A 20,768-nucleotide genomic window follows, 5' to 3' on the forward strand; every position below is an offset into this window, starting at 1 on the left:
CAACGCACCCCTGCGCTTTGATTTTGGCGCACTAGAATGAATTGCAGACCACGAATCTGCGCTTCCAATAGACGGAGACGACCATGACCAACCGCCCTACATCACGCGTGGCGCGGACCGCGTGCGCCCTGCTACTTCTCGCCCCCTGGCTGGGCACGCAGGCACAGGTCCATTCCGGCCCCGGCACCTGGAGCAGCAACCAGACCTGGGCCACGGACACCGTCAACGGCGGTTCCTTGACCGGCTATTATTACTGGCCGGCCACCGCGCCCACGCTGGCCGGCAAGCGCGCCCTGGTGTTGGTCTTGCACGGTTGCCAGCAGACCGCGGCTGGCGACGTCATCAACAACACCGACAACGGCTTTAACTGGAAGGCAGCCGCCGACCAGTACGGCGCAGTGATCCTGGCGCCGAATGCGACAGGAAATGTGTACAGCAACCACTGCTGGGACTACGCGCGCACCAGCCACAACCGCACGTCCGGCCACGATGGCGTGCTGCTCGAGCTCATCAATCGCTTCGTCACGAATACCCAGTACGCCATCGATCCGAAACAGGTGTACGTGGCCGGCCTGTCGTCGGGCGGTGGCGAGACGATGGTGCTGGCCTGCATGGCCCCGGACATCTTTGTTGGCGCCGGCATCAACGCCGGCCCGCCTCCGGGCACGACGACGGCACAAATCAGCTACGTACCGGGCGGCTACACGGCGACCACGGCAGGCAACAACTGCCGGGCTCTGGCTGGCGCCAATACGGCCAGCTTCGCCACCCAAATTGCCAGCGTCATCTGGGGTAGCAGCGACTACACGGTGGCGCAGGCGTATGGTCCAATGGATGCAGCGGCCATGCGCATCGCCTACGGCGGTAATTTTTACCAGGGCGCGAGCGCGACCGTGCCGGGTGGCGGCAGCAATATTCCCTACACCGACGTCAACGGCAAGCTGCGCACCTCGGAGATCACGGTAGCCGGGATGGGGCACGCGTGGCCTGCCGGCAACGGCGGGCAGAGCACGAATTATGTCGATGCCACGCACGTCAATTACCCGTCGTTCCTGATGAATTTCTGGTCGACCAACAACCTGCGCGTGAACCAGACGGGGGCGCCGGTGATGGCTTCGTGCAGCGCAACGGTGGCTGGTTCCACCGTCACCGTGAACGGCGCGGCGACGGACAGTGCGGGGGCGATTTCCAGCTACAAGGTGGTCTTGAGCGGGCCGACAGCCGTCAACGATGCGGCGGCCGGCAGCGGCGCGACTTTCAGCAAACAGTATTATTCGCTGACGAACGGCACGTATGCGGGAATGGTGACTGCTGCCGACAGCGGGACGGGCCTGACCTCGGCGGCGTGTGCCATTCCTGCGTTTACCGTCGGGACATCGGCGCCGCCGCCGGCGACGTGTACGGCGACGACATCAAGCAACTACGCCCACGTGCAGGCGGGCCGCGCGCACAATGGCGGCGGGTACGCGCTGGCGAACGGGTCGAATCAGAATATGGGCTTGAACAATACGTTTTATACGACCACGCTGGCGCAGACGGCAGCCCGGTATTTTGTAATCGGAGCGTGCCCGTCGCGCTGACAATTTCGTTGGCCCGTCATCCCCGCGCAGGCGGGGATGACGTGTTTACGACTAAACAACTACTTCGTCACCGTCAAATCATCTTCCGGCGGCGCCTGCGTCGCACGAACGAACGCCGGCGCCAGCAACAAGCCCAGCTCGTACAGCAGGCACATCGGAATGGCCAGGGCCAGCATACTGAAACCGTCCGGGGGCGTGATGATCGCGGCAATGACGAACGAGCCGACGATGGTGTACGAACGGATCGAGCGCAGCTTTTCGACGCTGACCAGTCCCATGCGCACGAGAATGACCACCACCACCGGCACCTCGAACGTTGCCCCGAAGGCCAGGCACATCGCCATCACGAAATCGAGATAGTTCTCGATATCCGGCATGACGGTGATCGACGCGGGCGCAAACGATGCAATGAAGTGGAACACGTTGCGGAACACGAAGAAGTAGCAGAACGCCACCCCGGCCATGAACAGCAGGGAGGACGACAGCACTAGCGGCAGCACCAGCCGTTTTTCATGGGCGTACAGGCCGGGCGCGATGAACGCCCACAATTGGTAAAACACCCAAGGCAGCGAAATGATGAGCGCGAGCATCAGCGTCACCTTCATCGGCACCATGAACGGCGCCGAGACGCCCGTGGCAATCATCATCGCGCCCGGCGGCAGCGAGGCCAGCATCGGTGCTGCGAGGAAATTGTAGATGGTGGCAGGACCGGGCCAGGCAAACAGGCCGGCACAAATGATGGCCACGCCGATGGCGGCGCGGACCAGACGGTCGCGCAGTTCAACCAGGTGGGAAATGAAGGTTTCTTCGGCCGGAGCTTGGACAGTCATTAAAAGAAAGAGGTATTGGATTTGACGCCAGGGCGGAAACGGCGCACGCGCGCGGCGCCGGAAATGACGTGCGTCTTGCCGCCGTGGCGCTGCTTGTACCAGGCCGGAATGGCCGAGGTGCGCACCAGCTTGTTGCGGCGGAAATCTTTGGCTTTGCGTTCCAGGTCGCTGATGGTGGCGGGAGAAGGCGTGCCGGCCACCGGGACGTCGTGGCGCAAGGCGTGTTCCACTTCTTCCATGCTGCCGGAAATCGTGCTCTGCACGTCGTCGCGGATGGACTGGGCGCTGTTTTTGACTTCCTGGTGCAGGCTGCGCAGCTCGTCGAGCTCGATTTCGCGGCTGACTTCGGATTTCACCTCGTGCAGGTAGCGCTGGGCGCGGCCATACAGGGTGCCTGCCATGCGTGCAACGCGCGGCAATTTTTCAGGACCGATGACAATCAGTGCCACCACGCCAATGATGGCGAGTTTCGTTAAACCCAGGTCGATCATGGCGTGGCGTGATCCTTAGTGACGGGATTTTTCGCGCGTTTCCACGTCGATGGTGGCTTTGTCGGCCACTTGCGATGGTGGCGCCGGCGGCACCGACGTCGATGGCGTCACCGGAGGTGGCGTTGCCTCATTGTCCTTGATGCCATCTTTAAAGCCTTTGACGGCTTTACCGATGTCCGAACCCATATTGCTCAATTTCTTGGTACCGAAAATGAGGATTACTACCACCAGGAGAATCACCCAGTGCACAGCGCTCATTGAACCCATAATCTTCTCCTTGCAGGGCAATACGCCCGAATTCGTGGAACGACCCACCGCCAGTATAAGCGATGCGGCAGTATCGTGGCATTTGCAATGTACTAGCTGGCCAACCCACGCCATGGTTTGGGGCCGCCATAGACATGCAAATGCAGGTGATACACCTCCTGCCCGCCGTCCGGTCCGCTGTTGATCAGCGTTTTGAAGCCGCCGTGCGGCACGCCCGCTTCGTCGATCGTGACCGCGCAACCATGCTCGGCGGCCAGTTTTGGCGCCAGCGCCAGCAATTTGCCCAATACATCAACTTGCGACGCGGTCGCCTGCGACAGCGTCGCGATATGCACCTTGGGAATCAGCAGCAAATGGACCGGCGCGGCCGGATGGATATCCTTGAACGCCAGCACATCGTCGTCTTCATACACGATGCTGGCTGGAATTTGTTTGGCGACAATCTTGCAGAAGATGCAATCTGGCATGCGATGCTCCTTAATTGGGTCGTGCGGCTTTTTCATCCAGCCCCGACAAGCCTTCGCGCCGGGCCAGTTCATCGAGCACCTGCTGCGGTGTCAGCTTGAACTGGGCCAGCAATACCAGCGAGTGGAACCACAGGTCGGCGCATTCATACAGCACCTTCGAACTATCGCCGTCGACGCGCGCATCCTTGGCGGCCATGACGGTCTCGGTGGCTTCTTCGCCGATCTTTTTCAAAATCGCGTCATCGCCTTTCGAAAACAGGCGCGCTACGTAGGACTTGGCAGGGTCGCCGCCATTTTCAAGCTTGCGCGATTCGATGACTTCAAAGACGCGGTTCAGTATTTGATCAGATGCTTCGCTCATGCCGGTTTCTTCGCATTCGTATAAATCGTTTCCGGATCCTGCAGCACCGGATCGACGGCCTGCCATTCGGCGCCGTCGAATTTTTGATAGAAGCAGGAGTGGCGGCCGGTGTGGCACGCAATGCCGCCGACCTGCTCGATTTTGAGCAGCACCACGTCTTCGTCGCAGTCGACGCGCATTTCCAGCACCTTCTGGATGTGGCCGGACTCTTCGCCCTTGTGCCACAGTTTTTTGCGCGAGCGCGACCAGTACACGGCCTCGCCGGTTTCCACCGTGCGCGCCAGCGCGTCGCGGTTCATCCAGGCGAACATGACCACATCGCCACTCGACGCTTCCTGGGCGATCACGGGCACCAGCCCATTTTCGTCCCAGCGCACTTTTTTAAGCCATTCGTTTGCCATCTCTTGTTTTACCTTCGTTTCAAACCAGCCGCATCGGGATGCCACGCTCGGCCATGAAGCGCTTCGCTTCACCGACCGTATGCTGGCCGTAATGGAAAATGCTGGCGGCCAGGACCGCGTCCGCGTGCCCTTCCAGAATGCCATTGGCCAGGTCTTCCAGGCTACCCACGCCACCCGACGCGATGACGGAAATGCCCACCGCATCCGACACGGCGCGCGTCAGGCCGAGATCAAAACCGGATTTGGTACCGTCGCGGTCCATGCTGGTCAACAGCAGTTCGCCCGCGCCGAGCTGCTCCATCTTGATTGCCCACTCGACCGCATCGAGACCGGTGGCATTCCGGCCGCCATGGGTAAACACTTCCCACTTGCCGGGGGCGACCTGCTTGGCGTCGATCGCGACGACGATGCATTGGGCGCCGTGTTTTTGCGAAGCGTCGTACACCAGCTGCGGGTTGACCACAGCCGAGGTATTCATGCTGACCTTGTCGGCGCCGGCATTGAGCAAGCGGCGCACGTCTTCGACCTTGCGCACGCCGCCACCGACGGTGAGCGGAATGAACACGGTCGATGCCACCGCTTCAATAATATGCAGGATCAGGTCGCGGTTGTCGGAGGACGCGGTGATGTCGAGGAAGGTGATCTCGTCGGCACCCTGGCCATCGTAGCGGCGCGCGATTTCAACCGGGTCGCCGGCGTCGCGCAATTCCGTAAAATTGACGCCCTTGACGACGCGGCCACCGGTCACGTCCAGGCAGGGGATGATGCGTTTGGCTAGCATGGGATCAAGCGCCGCCTTCAGTGAGTTGGTCCGCGCGTTCCTGCGCGGTGGTCAGGTCGAGCGAGCCTTCGTAGATCGAGCGGCCGCAGATGACGCCTTCGATGCCCTCGTCCTGCACCGCGCACAGGTCTTCGATATCTTTGAGCACGTGCACGCCACCCGACGCGATGATCGGGATGCGCACCGCTTGCGCCAGTTTTACCGTCGCCTCGATGTTCACGCCGCCCATCATGCCGTCACGGCCGATGTCGGTGTAGACGATCGATTCGACGCCGTAGGCCTCGAACTTCTTGGCCAGGTCGATCACTTCGTGACCGGACATCTTGCTCCAGCCGTCGGTGGCGACTTTGCCGTCTTTCGCATCCAGGCCGACGATGATGTGGCCCGGGAAGGCGCCACACGCATCGTGCAGGAAGCCGGGGTTTTTCACCGCTGCGGTACCGACGATGATGTAGCTGATGCCGTCGTCGAGGTAGCGCTCGATGGTGTCGAGGTCGCGGATGCCGCCGCCGAGCTGCACGGGGATTTCATCGATGCCCATTTCTTCGGCATAGTCCTGCACCACTTTCAGGATGGATTTCACGGCCGCTTCGTTCTTTGGCTTGCCGGCAAAGGCACCATTCAGATCGACCAGGTGCAGGCGGCGCGCGCCTTTTTTCAGCCAGTGCAGCGCCATATCGGCGGGGTCTTCGGAGAACACGGTGGCGAGTTCCATATCGCCCTGTTTCAGGCGAACGCAGTGACCGTCTTTCAGGTCGATGGCGGGGATCAGCAGCATGGTGGGTATCGTTTAGTTAGGTAAAAAAAAGCTCAGGGATTCCAGTGGACGAAATTGTGGTACATGCGTAGTCCGGCATCCGCACTTTTCTCCGGGTGGAACTGGGTGGCGACGATATTATCGCGCGCCACCGCGCAGCAGAACATGCCACCAAAATCGGTTTCGCCGATGTTATCGGCGGGGTCATCCAGCTGGGCGTAGTAACTGTGCACAAAATAAAAATACGCGTCTTCGTCGACGCCTTCCCACAACGGGTGCGCGCGCGTTTGGTGCACGCGATTCCAGCCCATCTGCGGCACCTTGAAGCGCGAACCGTCCGGCTGCAGTTTGCCGTCCAGTTGAAAGCGTACTACCTTGCCCGGCAACAAGCCGAGACCGGGGGTATTGCCCTCTTCCGAGACATCGAACAGCATCTGCTCGCCCACGCATACGCCCATGACGGGACGCGTTTTGGCGGCGCGCAGCAGCGCCTCTTCGACGCCGGAGGCGCGCAGGCTGGCCATGCAGTCGCGCATGGCGCCCTGCCCTGGCAGCACAATGCGGTCGGCGTGCTCGATATCGACGACTTCGCCCGAAATCTTGACATCGGCCTCGGGGGCTGCGGCACGCAATGCTTGCGCTACCGAGCGCAGATTGCCCATGCCGTAATCGACAACGACGATTTTATTGGTCATGGCAATCCTACAGCGAGCCTTTGGTCGAAGGAATCGTGCCGGCAGCGCGCTCGTCGAGCTCGGATGCCATGCGCAGCGCGCGGCCGAACGCTTTAAACACGGTCTCGCACTGGTGGTGTGCATTCACGCCGCGCAGATTATCGATGTGCAGCGTGACCAGGGCGTGATTCACGAAACCGCGGAAGAATTCGCCGGCCAAATCTACATCGAACTGGCCGATCATGGCGCGCGTCCACGGAATGTGCATTTCCAGGCCCGGGCGGCCCGAATAATCGATGACCACGCGCGACAGCGCTTCGTCCAGCGGCACATAGGCGTGGCCATAGCGGCGGATACCCTTGCGGTCGCCAATGGCTTTGGCCACGGCCATGCCCAGCGTGATGCCCGTGTCTTCCACCGTGTGGTGCGCATCGATGTGCAGGTCGCCGACGGCTTCCACTTCCAGGTCGAACAGGCCATGGCGGGCGATCTGGTCGAGCATGTGGTCGAGGAAGGGCACGCCGGTGTTCAGCTTCTGCTTGCCGGTGCCGTCCAGGTTGATGGCGACGCGAATCTGCGTCTCGTTGGTGTTACGGATAATCTCTGCGGTGCGGTTCATGGAAAGGTGCTCGGGCTAGACGGACGCTGTGAGGATGTTCAGGAAAACGGCATTTTCTTGCGGGGTACTGACGGTGACACGAATGCAATTGGCCAGTAATGGATGCATTTTACTCAAATTTTTGATCAAGACCTTCTCGGCCACCATCGCGGCCACCACTTTATCTGCGTCAAGCACGCGCAGCAGCAGGAAATTGGCCGCGGACGGGAACACTTCCACCCCCTTCAACTGGCCCAACGCGGCGACCATATTGGTCCGCTCGGCGTTGATGGCAGCTGCCTGTTCGTTGAGCACGTCGATATGGTCGAGCGCGAATTCGGCCGCGACCTGGGTCAGAATGTTCACGTTGTAGGGCGGGCGCACCTTCTCGAACTGCGCCAGCAGCTGCGGGTGCGCTGACATGTACCCGAGGCGGATGCCGGCCAGGCCCAGTTTCGACAGCGTGCGCATGACCACCAGATTCCGGTGCTGCGGCAGGCGTTCCATGAAGCTGGTGCGCGCAAACGGTTCGTAGGCCTCGTCGACCACGGCGATACCCGTGTCGCCCAGCGCCTCGATGATGGCATTGATGTCGTCGGCGTCGTACAGGTTGCCGGTCGGGTTGTTCGGGTAGGCAATGAAAACCAGCTTCGGCTGGTGTTCCTTGATGGCGGCGAGCATGGCTGGCAGGTCCAGCGTGAAGTCCGCCTTGAGCGGCACGCCAATAAAATCCATGCCGGCGAACTGCGCCGAACGCGCGTACATGACGAAGGCCGGAACCGGTGCCAGCACGACGGCGCGCTCGCCCTGGCGCGCGGTGGCCACGGCGACGATCGAAATCAATTCATCCGAGCCGTTGCCCAGGCTGAGGTCGTAGCCGGCCGGGATGCCTTGCGTAGCGCACAGCTTTTCCTTGAGCGTGGCGTAGGTCGGCACCGGGTAGCGGTTCAGCACTGCATTGGCCAGGCGCTCGGCCAGTTCCCCGCGCAGCGGCTCCGGCAGCTCGTACGGGTTTTCCATCGAATCGAGCTTGATGAACCCGCTGGCGTCGGCCACATGGTAGCCGCCAATGGCGCGCACGTCGGCGCGGATGGTGTTGGCGATCAGGGTATCGATTGTCATGCTTCTTTTTCCTCGGCAGATTGGTGAGCAGCCCGGGCTGCGGCCTTGCGTTTTTTGACGGTGGCGATGGTCGGCGCCGGTTCTGGCCCGATGAGCCGTTCGTTGATGATGGCGCAGTAATCGGGGTTCAGCTCGAAGCCAGTGAAATTGCGCCCGCAGCGTTGCGCCGCCAGCGCAGTGGTGCCGCTGCCCATGAACAGGTCGAGCACCACGCCGCCCGGCGGGCACGATGCCTTCACCATGCGTTCGATGATTTCCAGCGGCTTCTGGGTGGGATGCTCGGCGCGCTCGGGATGCTCCTTGTGCAGCCGCGAGACGCTCCAGACATCCTTCGGGTTGTAGCCGATTTCCAGCCACTTGGCGCCGACAAAAATCGAGCGCGAGCGGGCCTTCTTGGTGGCGGCGTCGTAAGGAATGCGTACCGCGTCGAGGTCGAAATAATAATCCTTGCGCCTGGCGAAAAAGCCGATGGTGTCGTGCACCGACGAGAAGCTGCGCACGCTGCCGCCCATCGACGGCACGCGCCGGTCCCAGATGATCTCGTTCATCATCGTCAGGCGCTTCTTTAACATCACGAAAATCTCGGGCGCAAACCGCCACGTGAGAAAAATATACAGGCTGCCGTTGGCCTTGAGCTTCGGAATGGCCGCATCGATCCACTGCTCGGTCCAGGCGAGGTAGGCTTCGACGCTTTGCTGGTCGGAGCCATTACCGTAGTCTTTACCGAGGTTGTAGGGCGGGTCGGTCAAAATCAGGTCGATGGCGCCATCCGGGATGCGCGCCAAACCGGTGAGCGCATCTTCGCAAAAGACCTGGTTGACCCAGGATTTCATGGCGTTCGCAAGGGTGAGCGTTGAAGCGGCACTGAATCGAGGCGCAGCTCGGCGCTGCGCGCGTGCGCCTGCAAGCCCTCGCCGTAGGCCAGTTCGGCCGCGACTTTACCGAGCGTTTGCGCACCGGCAGCAGACACTTCGATCATCGACGAGCGCTTCTGGAAATCGTACACGCCCAGCGGCGACGAGAAACGCGCCGTGCGCGAGGTCGGCAGCACGTGGTTCGGGCCGCAGCAGTAATCGCCCAGCGACTCGGACGAGAAGCGGCCCAGGAACATGGCGCCGGCATGGCGGATTTGATCGGCCCACTGGCGCGGCTCGACTGCCGAGATTTCCAGGTGCTCGGCTGCGATGTCGCTGGCGATCTCGCACGCCTCTTCCATGCTGCGCACCTTGATCAAGGCGCCGCGGTCGCTCATCGAGGTGGTGATGGTTTCAGAGCGCGGCATCGTCGGCAGCAGCTTGTGGATGCTCGCTTCCACCCTGGCGATGTAGTCGGCGTCCGGGCACAGCAAAATGGCTTGCGCCAGCTCGTCGTGCTCGGCCTGCGAGAACAGGTCCATCGCGACCCAGTCCGGGTCGGTGCTGCCGTCGCACAGCACCAGGATTTCGGACGGACCGGCGATCATGTCGATGCCGACGGTGCCGAACACGCGGCGCTTGGCGGCAGCCACATACGCATTGCCCGGGCCGACGATCTTGTCGACCGCCTGAATGGTCTCGGTGCCATAAGCGAGCGCACCGACAGCCTGCGCGCCGCCGATGGTGATCACGCGCGTGACGCCGGCAATGGCAGCGGCGGCCAGCACCATCTGGTTTTTGACGCCGTCCGGGGTCGGCACCACCATGATGATTTCCTTGACGCCGGCCACGTGGGCGGGAATCGCGTTCATCAGCACGGACGACGGATACGCCGCTTTACCGCCCGGGACGTAGATGCCGACGCGGTCCAGTGCATTGACGCGCTGGCCCAGCACCGTGCCGTCAGCTTCGGTGTAACTAAAACCGTTCAGTTCCTGCTTCTGGCGCGTATGAAACACGCGGATGCGGTCGGCGGCGGTGTGCAGGGCCGCGCGCTGCGCTTCCGGCAAGCCATCAAGCGCTGCCTGCAATTCGGCCTGGCCGATCTCCAGTTGCGCCATCGCCGTCACGCTGACGCGGTCGAAACGGTTGGTGTATTCGATCACGGCAGCGTCGCCGCGACTTTTTACGTCGGCCAGGATGGTGGTCACCGCATGCTCGATGGCGTCGTCCGTGGCGCTTTCGAACGCCAGCAGGGTATGCAGGCGCTCGTTAAAATCGGCGGCGGTGGAATCGAGGTGGCGGATCTGGATCATAGTTTTAAGCTTTTTTAGAGGCGCGTTCAAACGCGTCGAGAATCGGTTGCAAGCGCGCGCGCTTGAGTTTCAATGCAGCCTGGTTGACGACGAGGCGGGACGAGATGTCCATGATCTTCTCGACTTCGACCAGGTTATTGGCCCGCAGCGTGCCGCCGGTGGAGACCACGTCGACGATTGCGTCGGACAGGCCGACCAGCGGCGCCAGTTCCATCGAGCCATACAGTTTAATGAGGTCGACGTGCACGCCCTTGCTGGCAAAGTGCTGGCGCGCGGTGTTAACGAATTTGGTGGCCACGCGCAGGCGCGCGCCCTGGCGCACGGCGGTCTCGTAGTCGAAACCGGCGTGCACGGCCACCGACATGCGGCATTCGGCGATGTGCAGGTCGATCGGCTGGTACAGGCCTTCGCCGCCATGCTCGAGCAGCACGTCCTTGCCGGCCACGCCGAAATCGGCGGCGCCATGCTGGACGTAGGTCGGCACATCGGAAGCGCGCACAATCAGTACGCGCACGCCCGGGTCGTTGGTGTCCAGGATCAGCTTGCGCGAGGTTTCCGGGTCTTCGGTCACGATGATACCCGCCGCTTCGAGCAGCGGCAGCGTGTCTTCAAAAATGCGGCCTTTCGACAGGGCCAGAATCAACTGGCCAGGGTCGCGATCGTTGTTGCTACTTCGATTGTCCATGCTTCCTTTAATCCTTGTCGCTGATCCGCACCACGTCCGCGCCCACGGCCGACAGTTTGACTTCCATGCGGTCGTAACCGCGGTCGAGGTGATAAATGCGGTCGATGATGGTGATGCCTTCGGCGGCCATGCCGGCGATGACCAGCGAAGCCGAAGCGCGCAGGTCGGTGGCCATGACGGGCGCGCCGATCAGGCGGTCGACACCCTTGATGAAGGCGTTATTACCCTCGGTCTGGATGTTGGCGCCCAGGCGGTTCATTTCCTGCACGTGCATGAAGCGGTTTTCGAAAATGGTTTCGGTCACGCGGCTCGGGCCATCGGCGATGGTGTTCACGGCCATGAACTGGGCCTGCATGTCGGTCGGGAAGCCCGGATACTCGGTGGTACGGAAGGTTACCGGTTTCGGGCGGCCATCCATGCGCGCGCGGATCGTGTTGTGGCCCACGGTCAGCTGCAAGCCCACTTCGCGCAGTTTGTCGAGCGCGACGTCCATGATGTCGGTGCGGGTGTTGAGTAACTGGATCTCGCCGCCGGTGGCCGCCACCGCGCACAGGAAGGTGGCCGCTTCGATGCGGTCGGAGATAACTGCGTGCTGCGCGCCGTGCAAGGCTGGCACGCCCTGGATTACCAGGCGGTCGGTGCCGATGCCTTCGATCTTCGCGCCCATCTTCACCAGCAGGTTGGCAAGGTCCGTCACTTCCGGCTCGCGCGCGGCGTTCTCCAGAATCGTCTCGCCTTCGGCCAGGGTCGCCGCCATCAGCAGGTTCTCGGTGCCGGTGACGGTGATCATGTCGGTGACGATGCGCGCGCCTTTTAATCTTGCGCACCTGGCGTAGATGTAGCCGCCTTCAATGGTGATGTCGGCGCCGAGCGCGCGCAAGCCCATGATGTGCTGGTCGACCGGACGCGAACCGATGGCGCAGCCGCCTGGCAGCGACACCTTGGCTTCGCCGAAGCGCGCCAGCAGGGGCCCGAGTACCAGGATCGACGCGCGCATGGTTTTGACCAGCTCATAAGGCGCTTCGAGCGTATCGATCTTGCTGCCGTTGAGGATGACCTTGTCGCCATCGCGCTGGACCGTCAGGCCGGTCTGGGCGAGAATTTTGAGGATGGTCTTGACGTCATGCAGGCCCGGCACGTTGGACAGTTCCAGGTCGCCAGCCGTGAGCAGGCCTGCGCACAAAATCGGCAGCGCGGCATTCTTGGCGCCGGAGATGGCGATGTCGCCGTTCAGGCGTTTGCCGCCCGTGATTCGCAACTGGTCCATGGCTTATCCTTGGTATTCGTCGGGGGTCAGGGTTTTCATCGAGAGCGCGTGAATCTCTTCGCGCATGCGGTCGCCCAGCGCCGCGTAGACGATCTGGTGGCGGGCGATCAGGCGCTTGCCGGCAAACGCCGGCGAAACGATCAATGCGGTGAAATGGCGGCCGTCGCCGTCCACTTCGAGGTGGGTGCATTCGAGGCCGGCGGCGAGGTAGCCGTGGATCAGTTCAGGGGTAGTGTCCATCGTGGTTCCTTCAATTCGTATTGACCGCATAGATTAATGACGCAGATTGTAGCCGCGCTTGAGCAGGTTGACCGCAATTGTCGCCAGCACCACGAAGAACGCGGACACGATGGCGAGGCTGGTCCACGGCGACACATCGGACTGGCCGAAGAAGCCGTGGCGGAAGCCGTCGATCATGTAGAAAAACGGGTTCGCGTGCGACACGGCCAGCCAGAACGGCGGCAGCGAGTGGATCGAGTAGAACACGCCGGACAGGAAGGTGGCCGGCATGATCAGGAAATTCTGGAACGCGGCCAGCTGGTCGAATTTCTCGGCCCAGATGCCGGCGATGACGCCCATGGTGCCGAGGATGGCGGAACCGAGCAGGGCGAACACGATGATCCACAGCGGCGCCGCAAAACTCATCTGGGCGAACCAGACGGTAAAGAAAAACACGCCGGCGCCCACCACCAGGCCGCGCACGACCGAGGCCAGCACATAGGCCCAGATGATTTCCCAGTGCGACAGCGGCGGCAGCAGGATGAACACCAGGTTACCCGTGATTTTCGACTGGATCAGCGACGACGACGAGTTGGCGAAGGCATTTTGCAGCACGCTCATCATCACCAGGCCCGGAATCAGGAAGGCCGTGTACGACACGCCCGGATAGACCTCGACCCGGCCTTCGAGCACATGGCCGAAGATCAGCAGGTACAACATGGCGGTCAGGATCGGCGCGGCGACGGTTTGCGTGGCCACTTTCCAGAAGCGCAGCGTTTCTTTGTAAAACAGGGTCTGGAAGCCCACCGAAAAGAATGTCAAAGCGCTCCCCCGTCCATAATTTGCAGGAAGATGTCTTCCAGGTCTGCTTGCTGCAACTGCATTTCGTCGATCACGGCGCCGCTCAGGCGCAGGCGCGCGAGGATCTGTTCGACTTCGCCGTATTCGGTCACGCGCAGGCTGTATTTTTTACCGGGGCCGTTGCCGACCGCGTGGGTGTCGACCGCGACCAGGTGGCGCAAATCGTCCGGCAAGTCGCCGTGCGACAGGTGTACGATCAGTTGCGAGCCGGAGATGCGGCGGATTAGTTTGGTCATGGAGTCGAGCGCGACCACCTGGCCGAGTTTCAACATGGCCACGCGCTGGCACATGGCCTGCGCTTCTTCCAGATAGTGGGTGGTCAGAACCACCGTGTGGCCTTCGCGGTTCAGGCGCGCGATGAACTTCCACAGCGTCTGGCGCAATTCGACGTCGACGCCGGCGGTCGGCTCGTCGAGCACGATGACGGGCGGCTTGTGCACCAGCGCCTGCGCGACCAGCACCCGGCGCTTCATGCCGCCCGACAGCGCGCGCATGTTAACGTCAGCTTTATTGGTCAGGTCGAGGTTGTGCATCACCTCGTCGATCCACTTGTCGTTGTTCTTCAAGCCAAAATAGCCGGACTGCAGGCGCAGCGTTTCGCGCACCGTGAAGAAGGGATCGAACACCAGTTCCTGCGGCACCACGCCAAGGTTCTTGCGCGCGGCGCGGTAATCCGTGACGACGTCGTGGCCATGAATCTTGATGCTGCCCACGTCCGGGCGAATCAGCCCGGCGATGGTGGAAATGAGGGTGGTTTTGCCGGCGCCGTTGGGACCGAGCAGGCCGAAGAATTCGCCTTCTTCGATATCCAGAGAGATGCCGCCAAGGGCTTTGAGCGCCTTGTAGCTTTTCTGGACATTGGTGATCTGGATCGCTGTCATTCTTCTATTTGGTGATGCCGGCGGCGCGGGGCGCGGGGCCATGCAAGTAAACCACCGATTATAGGGGAAATTGGACGAGCAAGAGGCAGAGGGGAAAGGTTTGCAGTGCTTGAGCGCGTCACCCGGGGGTGACGCGTTTGATACAAGAGGTAGTCGCGACCGATTACTTCTTCTCGATCAACAACTCATCCACACCATACAAGCTCGCCAGTTTGCGCAAACTTGCCGGTACATTCGTGTAGACCAGCGTCTGCCCCGCCTGGCGGGCGCGGCGTTGCCAGGCGAGCAGCAGGGCCACAGCCGACGAATCGGCAGCGCCGACACTGCCGAGGTCGAATTCGGTCGTGCCGGCGCTTATGGCTGCGTAGCCTTGTTCCAGCGCCGCCGAGGCGGTCTGGAAAGACAGGATCGAATTGACGCCGCCCATTTATTTCGCCGGCGCTGCCAGCGGCTTGGCTGCCAGCTGCTTGTTGCGCTCTGCCAGCTTGGTGATCAAACCGTCGATGCCCGATTTGCCGATTTCGCTTGCGAAGTTACCCTTGTAGGTTTCGACCAGCCACGCGCCCAGCACGTTGATGTCGAAAATCTTCCAGCCTTGCGGGCCTTTGTTCAGGCGATAGTTCAGCGTGATCGGCTCGCCGCGCGAGCTGGTCACCTGCGAACGCACTTCGACGTCGACATCGGCAGGATCGGCGCGCAGTGGCTTGAATTCCACTTTGTCGTCGTTCTTGATCTGCGACAGTGCGCCCGAGTACGTGAATACCAGCAGCGTGCGGAACTCTTCCGACAAACGCTTCTGTTGCGCAGGCGTGGCCTGGCGCCAGAAACGGCCGGCGGCCAGCGCCGTCATTTTTTCGGTATCGACGAACGGCAAAATTTTCGATTGCACCAGCGCCATGACTTTTTGCTGGTTGCCGGCTTGAATGTCCTTGTCGGCCTTGGCCGTGTCCAGCACATCGGTGCTGATGCGCTTGACCAGCAGGTCAGGTGCTTCGTTGCCGACAGGTGCGGCGACGACAGCGTGGGCGGCAAACGCCATCGAGGCGGTAGCGATAATGGTAACGATGTTCTTCATGTAGTTTTCCTTTGGTTGCGTTGGCACCATCTTACTTGGTGACTGGCGCAGGTGTCGCAGAGGATGGTTCCGCAGGCGTAACAGGTGTAACAGGTGTATCCGCCGCCGGCGTGGCGGTAGGGGCATCGTCGCCGTAGGCAGCCTTCATGTCCAGCTTGCCGCTGTCGTTGCCAGCCATGCTCTTGGCGCCACCGTCGGTGACCTGGCTCTGGCGGCGCTGCAGGTAGCCGTCACGGATGAATTCATAACGGTCCAGTGCCGCGCCTTCGACCAGGTCGGAGGCATCGAGCAGACTGGCGCGGGTGTCGACCGCTTTCACCACGGTACCGATGTTACGGACATTCGGCGGACGCTTGTGGGTCCACAGGTCGCCATACCAGTCGCCTGGCAGAGCTGCCGTATCGCGAATGGTCGACGGCCCCAGAATCGGCAGCACCAGGTACGGACCCGATGGCACACCCCAGTGGCCCAGGGTCTGGCCCAGGTCTTCGTTATGCTTTGGCAGGCCGGCTGGCGAAGCGATATCCAGCACGCCCACCAGGCCGAAGGTCGAGTTCATGGCGAAGCGCGTGAAATCCTGCATACCGGCTTCACCCTTGCCTTGCAGCAGGTTGTTCACGCCGCTCCAGGCATCGCTCAAGTTGCCGAAGAAATTATGCACGCCCGTTTGCACGAACGATGGCAGCACGTTCTTGTACGCCGTGGCCACTGGCTTCAGGGCATATTTGTCGACGGTGTCATTAAACGTGAACACGCCGCGGTTAAGACCCTCAAGAGGATCGCGCGGGTTATTGGTCGTGGCGCATCCGCCAAGGGTCAGGCTGGCCAGAACGACGGCGGCGGCGAGACGGCTGGACTGCATTGTTGTTGTTTTCATTTCGTGGTTTCCTTTCCGTCGGCAGCTTTGCTGTAGATGAACTGATTGATCAGGTCTTCCAGCACGGTGGCCGATTGGGTGCGTGAGATACGGTCGCCATTGACAAGGTTTTTGGTGTCGCCACCAGGATCGATGCCGATGTACTGCTCGCCGAGCAAGCCGGCAGTCAAAATCTTCAACGAACTGTCTTTGGGAAAATTAAAGGCGGGTTGCATTTCCAGCGAGACGACGGCCTGGAAGGTTTTGTCGTCGAAACTGATGTCGCCCACGCGGCCGACCACGACACCGGCGCTTTTTACCGGTGCTTGCGGCTTGAGGCCGCCGATATTGTCGAACTTGCCTGTGACGACATAGGTCTTGTTGAACGACAGGGTGCTCATGTTGCCGGCCTTGAGTGCCAGAAACAGCAGCGACACAACGCCGAGTAATACAAACAAGCCAACCCAGACGTCAATAGTTTTGCGATGCATAATTATTATTCCTAATATCGATCAAACGAGACAAATTTGCGTTCGTTTGGAACTGCCAAACTACCAAATTACTTATTAAACATCAGTGCGGTCATCATGAAATCCAGTCCCCATATGAGCAGGGAGGAGATCACAACCGTACGGGTGGTGGCGCGCGATACATCTTCCGGGGTTGGCTGGGCCATATAACCCTGGAACAAGGCCGTGAACGTCACGCCGATACCGAAGATAACGCTTTTGATGACACCGTTCAGTACGTCAGCGCGCACATCGACGCCAGCTTGCATCTGCGACCAGAACGCACCTTCGTCGACACCAATGAGTTGCACACCAACCAGATAGCCGCCCAGCACACCGACTGCCGAGAACACCAGCGCCAGCACCGGCATGGCGATCACGCCGGCCCAAAAACGGGGCGCCAGCACACGCTGGATCGGGTTGATGGCCATCATTTCCATGGCAGACAATTGTTCTCCGGCTTTCATCAGGCCGATCTGCGCCGTCAGCGAGGTGCCAGCGCGGCCGGCAAACAACAGTGCGGTCACGACCGGACCGAGTTCGCGCGTCAAAGCAAGTGCGACAACCTGGCCGAGTTTTTGTTCCGCGCCATATTGGTTCAGCGTGTAGTAGCCTTGCAGGCCCAGCACCATGCCGACGAACAGGCCGGAGACGGCAATGATCACCAGCGAGTAGTTGCCGATGAAGTGAATCTGCTCGGAAATGAGCGCCGGGCGCTTCATCGCGCCAAACGTTACGCCGAGCAAATTGAAGAACGAGCGCGTCGCGAAACCGAGACTGGCGACGCCTTCGCGAATATTCAGGCCGATCGTCGCAAAGAAATTCAGGACCAGGCTGCGTGCCGAGTGGGTGCGGGAGGAGGTACTCATTTATGCACGCCCAATCCCAGGTCGTCGGCCAGCGACTTGCCGGGATAGTGGAAGGGCACCGGGCCATCGGCCTCGGCATTGACGAATTGCTTCACGTAAGGATCTTCCGAGACCCGCATTTCGGCCGGCGTGCCTTGGGCAACGATGGCGCCTGCGGACATAAAATACACATAATCGGCGATCGCAAAGCACTCTTGCACATCGTGCGAGACCAAAATCGAGGTCGAACCGAGCGCGTCATTGAGGTTGCGGATCAAATTGGCCGTCACGCCCATGGAGATCGGGTCGAGGCCGGCGAACGGCTCGTCGTACATGATCAGTTCCGGGTCGAGCGCGGTGGCGCGCGCCACGGCGACCCGGCGCGCCATGCCGCCGGAAATCTCGCCTGGCTTGAGTTTTGCGGCATTGCGCAAGCCGACGGTGTTGAGTTTCATCAGTACCAGATCACGAATCAGTTCTTCCGGCAAGTCCGTATGCTCGCGCAGCGGAAAGGCCACGTTGTCGAAGACGGACAAATCGGTGAACAAGGCGCCGAACTGGAACAGCATGCCCATCTTGCGGCGCAGGCGGTACAGGCCGTCGGTGTCGAGCTGGTGCACGACTTCGCCGGCAACCGATACTTGCCCTTTTTGCGGGCGGATCTGGCCACCGATCAGGCGCAGCACCGTGGTCTTGCCGCAACCCGACCCGCCCATGACGGCGATGAGCTTCCCGCGCGGGAAGTCCATGCTCAGGTTCTTCAGAATGGGGCGTGGGCCGTACGCGAAGTACAGATCACGGATTTCGACAAGATTAGGCACAGGAATTTGGACTATGAAAGAATGGCGTATTGTAGTGCAGAAACGGCAATCCTTGCTTGGGACACCCCCGTTTCGACCCCGCTTCCGACGCGAAGAAACAACACTACTAACCAGTCAGTCAGATATTTCCGCGCGTAAGTATTTGTTTTTGTTGAATTAGATACATACATTAGTGAATGATTGGAATGTACAGGCACAATAAGTGCTGTGCGGCAATGACATAAGCCACGTGTAAATGACGGTAAAGACCGGGAGAAAAGATGCGTCGAATCACAGGATGGTTGACGGCGGCGCTGCTCGCCGGAATCGCGTTGCCCAATGTGGCAAGCGCGCAAAAGATAGATGGTCCCATTGTCCAGGCGGCTGCCGACAAATTTGCCACCGGCGTGGTGTGGCGCAGCGCCTCCGTGCTGGAAGCCGATTTCAGTTGCGCTGGCAAGGTGCAGCAAGCCATTCTCGGCACGTGGGACAAGGAAATTGTCGTCGCGATTTTCACCCAGGGCATTCACCAACCGCCCGCGCTGCTGCACTTCGACGCCAGCGACCGCAAGGCCCAGGCCAGCAAAATCCGGGTGGATGACTACAACCTGACCGCGGACGAAATAGCCGGGGTGTCGGGCGATGCCCCGGTTGGCTACCGCCCGTCGACCAGTTGCCATGGCATACGCCTGTCGGATGACAGTTATGAGGCTGCCCACATCTACTGGAACCACGACCAGCAACGCTTCGATACGTGGAGCCAGTAGCCCACTTGCCCGGTCAGCGCGGCAGGACGGACGAGCCCATCAGGAATTCGTCGACGGCGCGCGCGCATTGCCGACCTTCGCGGATGGCCCACACCACCAGCGACTGGCCACGGCGCACGTCGCCGGCGGCAAACACCTTGGGTGCCGAGGTCTGGTAGCACTGCTCGCCATCGGTGGTGGCACGGGCGTTGCCGCGCGCATCTTTCTGCACGCCGAACGCGTCCAGCACCTGCTGCACTGGTGACACAAAACCCATGGCCAGCAACACCAGGTCGGCTTTCATCTCGAATTCCGAATCCGGCACTTCGATCATGCGGCCTTCTTTCCACTCAACACGGCACGCGATCAATTTCTCGACCTTGCCGCCTTTGCCCTCCAGGCGCTTGGTGGCCACGGCCCAGTCACGTTCGCAACCTTCCTCATGCGACGACGAGGTGCGCAATCGCGTTGGCCAGTAGGGCCAGACCAGCGGCTTGTTTTCTTGCTCGGGCGGCTGCGGCATCAGTTCGAACTGAGTCACCGATGCGGCGCCGTGGCGGTTCGAGGTGCCGACGCAATCGGACCCGGTGTCGCCGCCACCGATCACGACCACGTGCTTGCCGGTGGCCTTCAACTGGTCTTTCAGTTTATCGCCGGCATTGACCCGGTTTTGTTGCGGCAGGAAGTCCATCGCGAAGTGCACACCCTTCAACTGACGGCCCGGCACCGGCAAATCGCGCGGCTGCTCGGCGCCGCCGGCGATGACGACGGCATCGAAGGCTTTTTCGAGGTCTTCCGGGAAAATCGTTTCGCGCGCCATATTGCTGACGGTTGCCGGGAAATCCTTGCCAACCATCACGCTGGTGCGAAACACGACCCCCTCAGCCTCCATTTGTTCCACCCGACGGTCGATGTGCGACTTTTCCATCTTGAAGTCGGGGATGCCGTAGCGCAGCAGGCCGCCGATGCGGTCGCTCTTTTCGAACACGGTCACGGCGTGACCGGCGCGCGCCAGTTGCTGGGCCGCGGCCAGGCCGGCTGGACCGGAACCGACGATGGCGACTTTCTTGCCGGTCAGCGTGGTGGGCGGCTGGGGGACGACCCAGCCATGTTCCCAGCCGGTATCGATGATTTTGTGTTCGATCGACTTGATGCCGACCGGATCGTCATTGATACCGAGCGTACAGGCGGACTCGCAGGGCGCCGGGCAAACGCGGCCGGTGAACTCGGGAAAATTGTTGGTCGAGTGCAGGGTTTCCAGGGCGGCGCGGTAATTGCCGTGGTAAACCAGGTCGTTCCAGTCCGGGATCAGGTTGTTCACGGGACAGCCCGTGTTGCAGAACGGAATGCCGCAATCCATGCAGCGCGCGCCTTGCACCTTGGCCTGCGGATCGCTCAAGGCGATCGTGAATTCCTTGTAGTTCTTGACGCGCGTGTCAGGGGCCAGGTGGCCTTCTTCCTGACGCTTGAATTCCATGAAACCAGTGATTTTGCCCACGTTTTTTCCTTTGGTGCCCGATTA

Annotated in this window: 27 protein-coding genes; 2 read left to right on the forward strand and 25 right to left on the reverse strand. The window is 61.1% G+C overall.

The genetic code is table 11. From position 1 onward, the window contains the following. Positions 1-83 precede the first annotated feature (83 nt). The gene (locus V6M87_RS18330; RefSeq protein WP_332878089.1) at positions 84-1,580 is read left to right on the forward strand and encodes an extracellular catalytic domain type 1 short-chain-length polyhydroxyalkanoate depolymerase; all 1,497 of its coding nucleotides are present in this window, start codon (positions 84-86) and stop codon (positions 1,578-1,580) included. A gap of 59 nt (positions 1,581-1,639) precedes the next feature. Here V6M87_RS18330 and tatC read toward each other — a convergent pair whose 3' ends face one another. The 24 genes from tatC to V6M87_RS18450 all read right to left on the reverse strand — a co-directional run bounded on the left by tatC (position 1,640) and on the right by V6M87_RS18450 (position 18,521). Beyond that, entirely contained in the window at positions 1,640-2,410 is a 771-nt protein-coding gene (gene tatC, locus V6M87_RS18335; protein WP_332878090.1) for a twin-arginine translocase subunit TatC, read from the reverse strand. After that, entirely contained in the window at positions 2,410-2,901 is a 492-nt protein-coding gene (tatB, locus tag V6M87_RS18340; RefSeq protein WP_332878091.1) for a Sec-independent protein translocase protein TatB, read from the reverse strand. Before tatB ends, tatC begins: the two co-directional genes overlap by 1 nt. A 15-nt stretch (positions 2,902-2,916) precedes the next feature. Then, complete coding sequence (gene tatA / locus V6M87_RS18345; RefSeq protein ID WP_332878092.1) at positions 2,917-3,168, reverse strand: Sec-independent protein translocase subunit TatA; 252 nt, start codon at positions 3,166-3,168, stop codon at positions 2,917-2,919. A gap of 92 nt (positions 3,169-3,260) precedes the next feature. Further along, entirely contained in the window at positions 3,261-3,635 is a 375-nt protein-coding gene (locus V6M87_RS18350) for a histidine triad nucleotide-binding protein (RefSeq protein WP_332878093.1), read from the reverse strand. A gap of 10 nt (positions 3,636-3,645) precedes the next feature. After that, the gene (locus tag V6M87_RS18355; protein WP_332878094.1) at positions 3,646-3,996 is read right to left on the reverse strand and encodes a phosphoribosyl-ATP diphosphatase; all 351 of its coding nucleotides are present in this window, start codon (positions 3,994-3,996) and stop codon (positions 3,646-3,648) included. Beyond that, positions 3,993-4,397, reverse strand: coding sequence for a phosphoribosyl-AMP cyclohydrolase (gene hisI / locus V6M87_RS18360; protein ID WP_332878095.1), 405 nt, complete (start codon positions 4,395-4,397; stop codon positions 3,993-3,995). Before hisI ends, V6M87_RS18355 begins: the two co-directional genes overlap by 4 nt. A 19-nt stretch (positions 4,398-4,416) precedes the next feature. After that, the gene (hisF, locus tag V6M87_RS18365; RefSeq protein WP_332878096.1) at positions 4,417-5,178 is read right to left on the reverse strand and encodes an imidazole glycerol phosphate synthase subunit HisF; all 762 of its coding nucleotides are present in this window, start codon (positions 5,176-5,178) and stop codon (positions 4,417-4,419) included. Between the two features lie 4 nt (positions 5,179-5,182). Continuing rightward, on the reverse strand, positions 5,183-5,956 hold the full coding sequence (hisA, locus tag V6M87_RS18370) for a 1-(5-phosphoribosyl)-5-[(5-phosphoribosylamino)methylideneamino]imidazole-4-carboxamide isomerase (RefSeq protein WP_332878097.1): 774 nt from the start codon (positions 5,954-5,956) through the stop codon (positions 5,183-5,185). Positions 5,957-5,988: 32 nt separating this feature from the next. Then, positions 5,989-6,630: an imidazole glycerol phosphate synthase subunit HisH gene (gene hisH, locus V6M87_RS18375; protein ID WP_332878098.1), complete on the reverse strand. Its 642-nt coding sequence runs from the start codon at positions 6,628-6,630 to the stop codon at positions 5,989-5,991. A gap of 7 nt (positions 6,631-6,637) precedes the next feature. Then, entirely contained in the window at positions 6,638-7,228 is a 591-nt protein-coding gene (gene hisB / locus V6M87_RS18380) for an imidazoleglycerol-phosphate dehydratase HisB (RefSeq protein ID WP_332878099.1), read from the reverse strand. 15 nt (positions 7,229-7,243) lie between these two features. Continuing rightward, a complete protein-coding gene (gene hisC / locus V6M87_RS18385; RefSeq protein WP_332878100.1) occupies positions 7,244-8,329 on the reverse strand; it encodes a histidinol-phosphate transaminase in 1,086 nt (361 codons plus the stop codon). Continuing rightward, a complete protein-coding gene (locus tag V6M87_RS18390; protein WP_332878101.1) occupies positions 8,326-9,162 on the reverse strand; it encodes a DNA-methyltransferase in 837 nt (278 codons plus the stop codon). The genes hisC and V6M87_RS18390 overlap by 4 nt, the downstream gene beginning before the upstream one ends. Then, positions 9,159-10,499 (reverse strand): histidinol dehydrogenase, encoded by a 1,341-nt coding sequence (hisD, locus tag V6M87_RS18395; protein ID WP_332878102.1) that lies wholly within the window; start codon positions 10,497-10,499, stop codon positions 9,159-9,161. Before hisD ends, V6M87_RS18390 begins: the two co-directional genes overlap by 4 nt. A gap of 4 nt (positions 10,500-10,503) precedes the next feature. Then, the gene (gene hisG, locus V6M87_RS18400) at positions 10,504-11,184 is read right to left on the reverse strand and encodes an ATP phosphoribosyltransferase (protein ID WP_332878103.1); all 681 of its coding nucleotides are present in this window, start codon (positions 11,182-11,184) and stop codon (positions 10,504-10,506) included. A 7-nt stretch (positions 11,185-11,191) separates the two neighbouring features. Then, the gene (gene murA / locus V6M87_RS18405; protein WP_332878104.1) at positions 11,192-12,451 is read right to left on the reverse strand and encodes a UDP-N-acetylglucosamine 1-carboxyvinyltransferase; all 1,260 of its coding nucleotides are present in this window, start codon (positions 12,449-12,451) and stop codon (positions 11,192-11,194) included. 3 nt (positions 12,452-12,454) lie between these two features. Continuing rightward, the gene (locus tag V6M87_RS18410; RefSeq protein ID WP_332878105.1) at positions 12,455-12,691 is read right to left on the reverse strand and encodes a BolA family protein; all 237 of its coding nucleotides are present in this window, start codon (positions 12,689-12,691) and stop codon (positions 12,455-12,457) included. Positions 12,692-12,724: 33 nt separating this feature from the next. Beyond that, entirely contained in the window at positions 12,725-13,492 is a 768-nt protein-coding gene (locus V6M87_RS18415) for an ABC transporter permease (RefSeq protein WP_332878106.1), read from the reverse strand. Then, positions 13,489-14,412, reverse strand: coding sequence for an ABC transporter ATP-binding protein (locus tag V6M87_RS18420; protein ID WP_332878107.1), 924 nt, complete (start codon positions 14,410-14,412; stop codon positions 13,489-13,491). Before V6M87_RS18420 ends, V6M87_RS18415 begins: the two co-directional genes overlap by 4 nt. A gap of 163 nt (positions 14,413-14,575) precedes the next feature. Continuing rightward, the gene (locus tag V6M87_RS18425; protein WP_332878108.1) at positions 14,576-14,839 is read right to left on the reverse strand and encodes an STAS domain-containing protein; all 264 of its coding nucleotides are present in this window, start codon (positions 14,837-14,839) and stop codon (positions 14,576-14,578) included. Beyond that, positions 14,840-15,487 carry an MlaC/ttg2D family ABC transporter substrate-binding protein gene (locus V6M87_RS18430; RefSeq protein WP_332878109.1) on the reverse strand — a complete coding sequence of 216 codons (648 nt, stop codon included), beginning with the start codon at positions 15,485-15,487 and terminating at the stop codon, positions 14,840-14,842. A gap of 31 nt (positions 15,488-15,518) precedes the next feature. Further along, on the reverse strand, positions 15,519-16,364 hold the full coding sequence (locus V6M87_RS18435) for an MlaA family lipoprotein (RefSeq protein WP_332878110.1): 846 nt from the start codon (positions 16,362-16,364) through the stop codon (positions 15,519-15,521). Next, entirely contained in the window at positions 16,361-16,834 is a 474-nt protein-coding gene (gene mlaD, locus V6M87_RS18440; RefSeq protein ID WP_332878111.1) for an outer membrane lipid asymmetry maintenance protein MlaD, read from the reverse strand. The genes V6M87_RS18435 and mlaD overlap by 4 nt, the downstream gene beginning before the upstream one ends. Before the next feature lie 68 nt (positions 16,835-16,902). Further along, positions 16,903-17,721 (reverse strand): lipid asymmetry maintenance ABC transporter permease subunit MlaE, encoded by an 819-nt coding sequence (mlaE, locus tag V6M87_RS18445; RefSeq protein WP_332878112.1) that lies wholly within the window; start codon positions 17,719-17,721, stop codon positions 16,903-16,905. Continuing rightward, on the reverse strand, positions 17,718-18,521 hold the full coding sequence (locus tag V6M87_RS18450; protein WP_332878113.1) for an ABC transporter ATP-binding protein: 804 nt from the start codon (positions 18,519-18,521) through the stop codon (positions 17,718-17,720). Before V6M87_RS18450 ends, mlaE begins: the two co-directional genes overlap by 4 nt. Positions 18,522-18,781: 260 nt before the next feature. On the opposite strand from V6M87_RS18450, the gene V6M87_RS18455 reads away from it, so the two are divergent. Then, positions 18,782-19,267, forward strand: a complete 486-nt coding sequence (locus tag V6M87_RS18455; RefSeq protein ID WP_332878114.1) for a hypothetical protein — start codon at positions 18,782-18,784, stop codon at positions 19,265-19,267. A 13-nt stretch (positions 19,268-19,280) separates the two neighbouring features. Here V6M87_RS18455 and V6M87_RS18460 read toward each other — a convergent pair whose 3' ends face one another. After that, positions 19,281-20,744, reverse strand: coding sequence for a glutamate synthase subunit beta (locus V6M87_RS18460; protein ID WP_332878115.1), 1,464 nt, complete (start codon positions 20,742-20,744; stop codon positions 19,281-19,283). Positions 20,745-20,768: the final 24 nt, after the last annotated feature.

Source organism: Massilia sp. S19_KUP03_FR1, assembly GCF_036688685.1.
Taxonomy (GTDB): domain Bacteria; phylum Pseudomonadota; class Gammaproteobacteria; order Burkholderiales; family Burkholderiaceae_D; genus JALYUM01.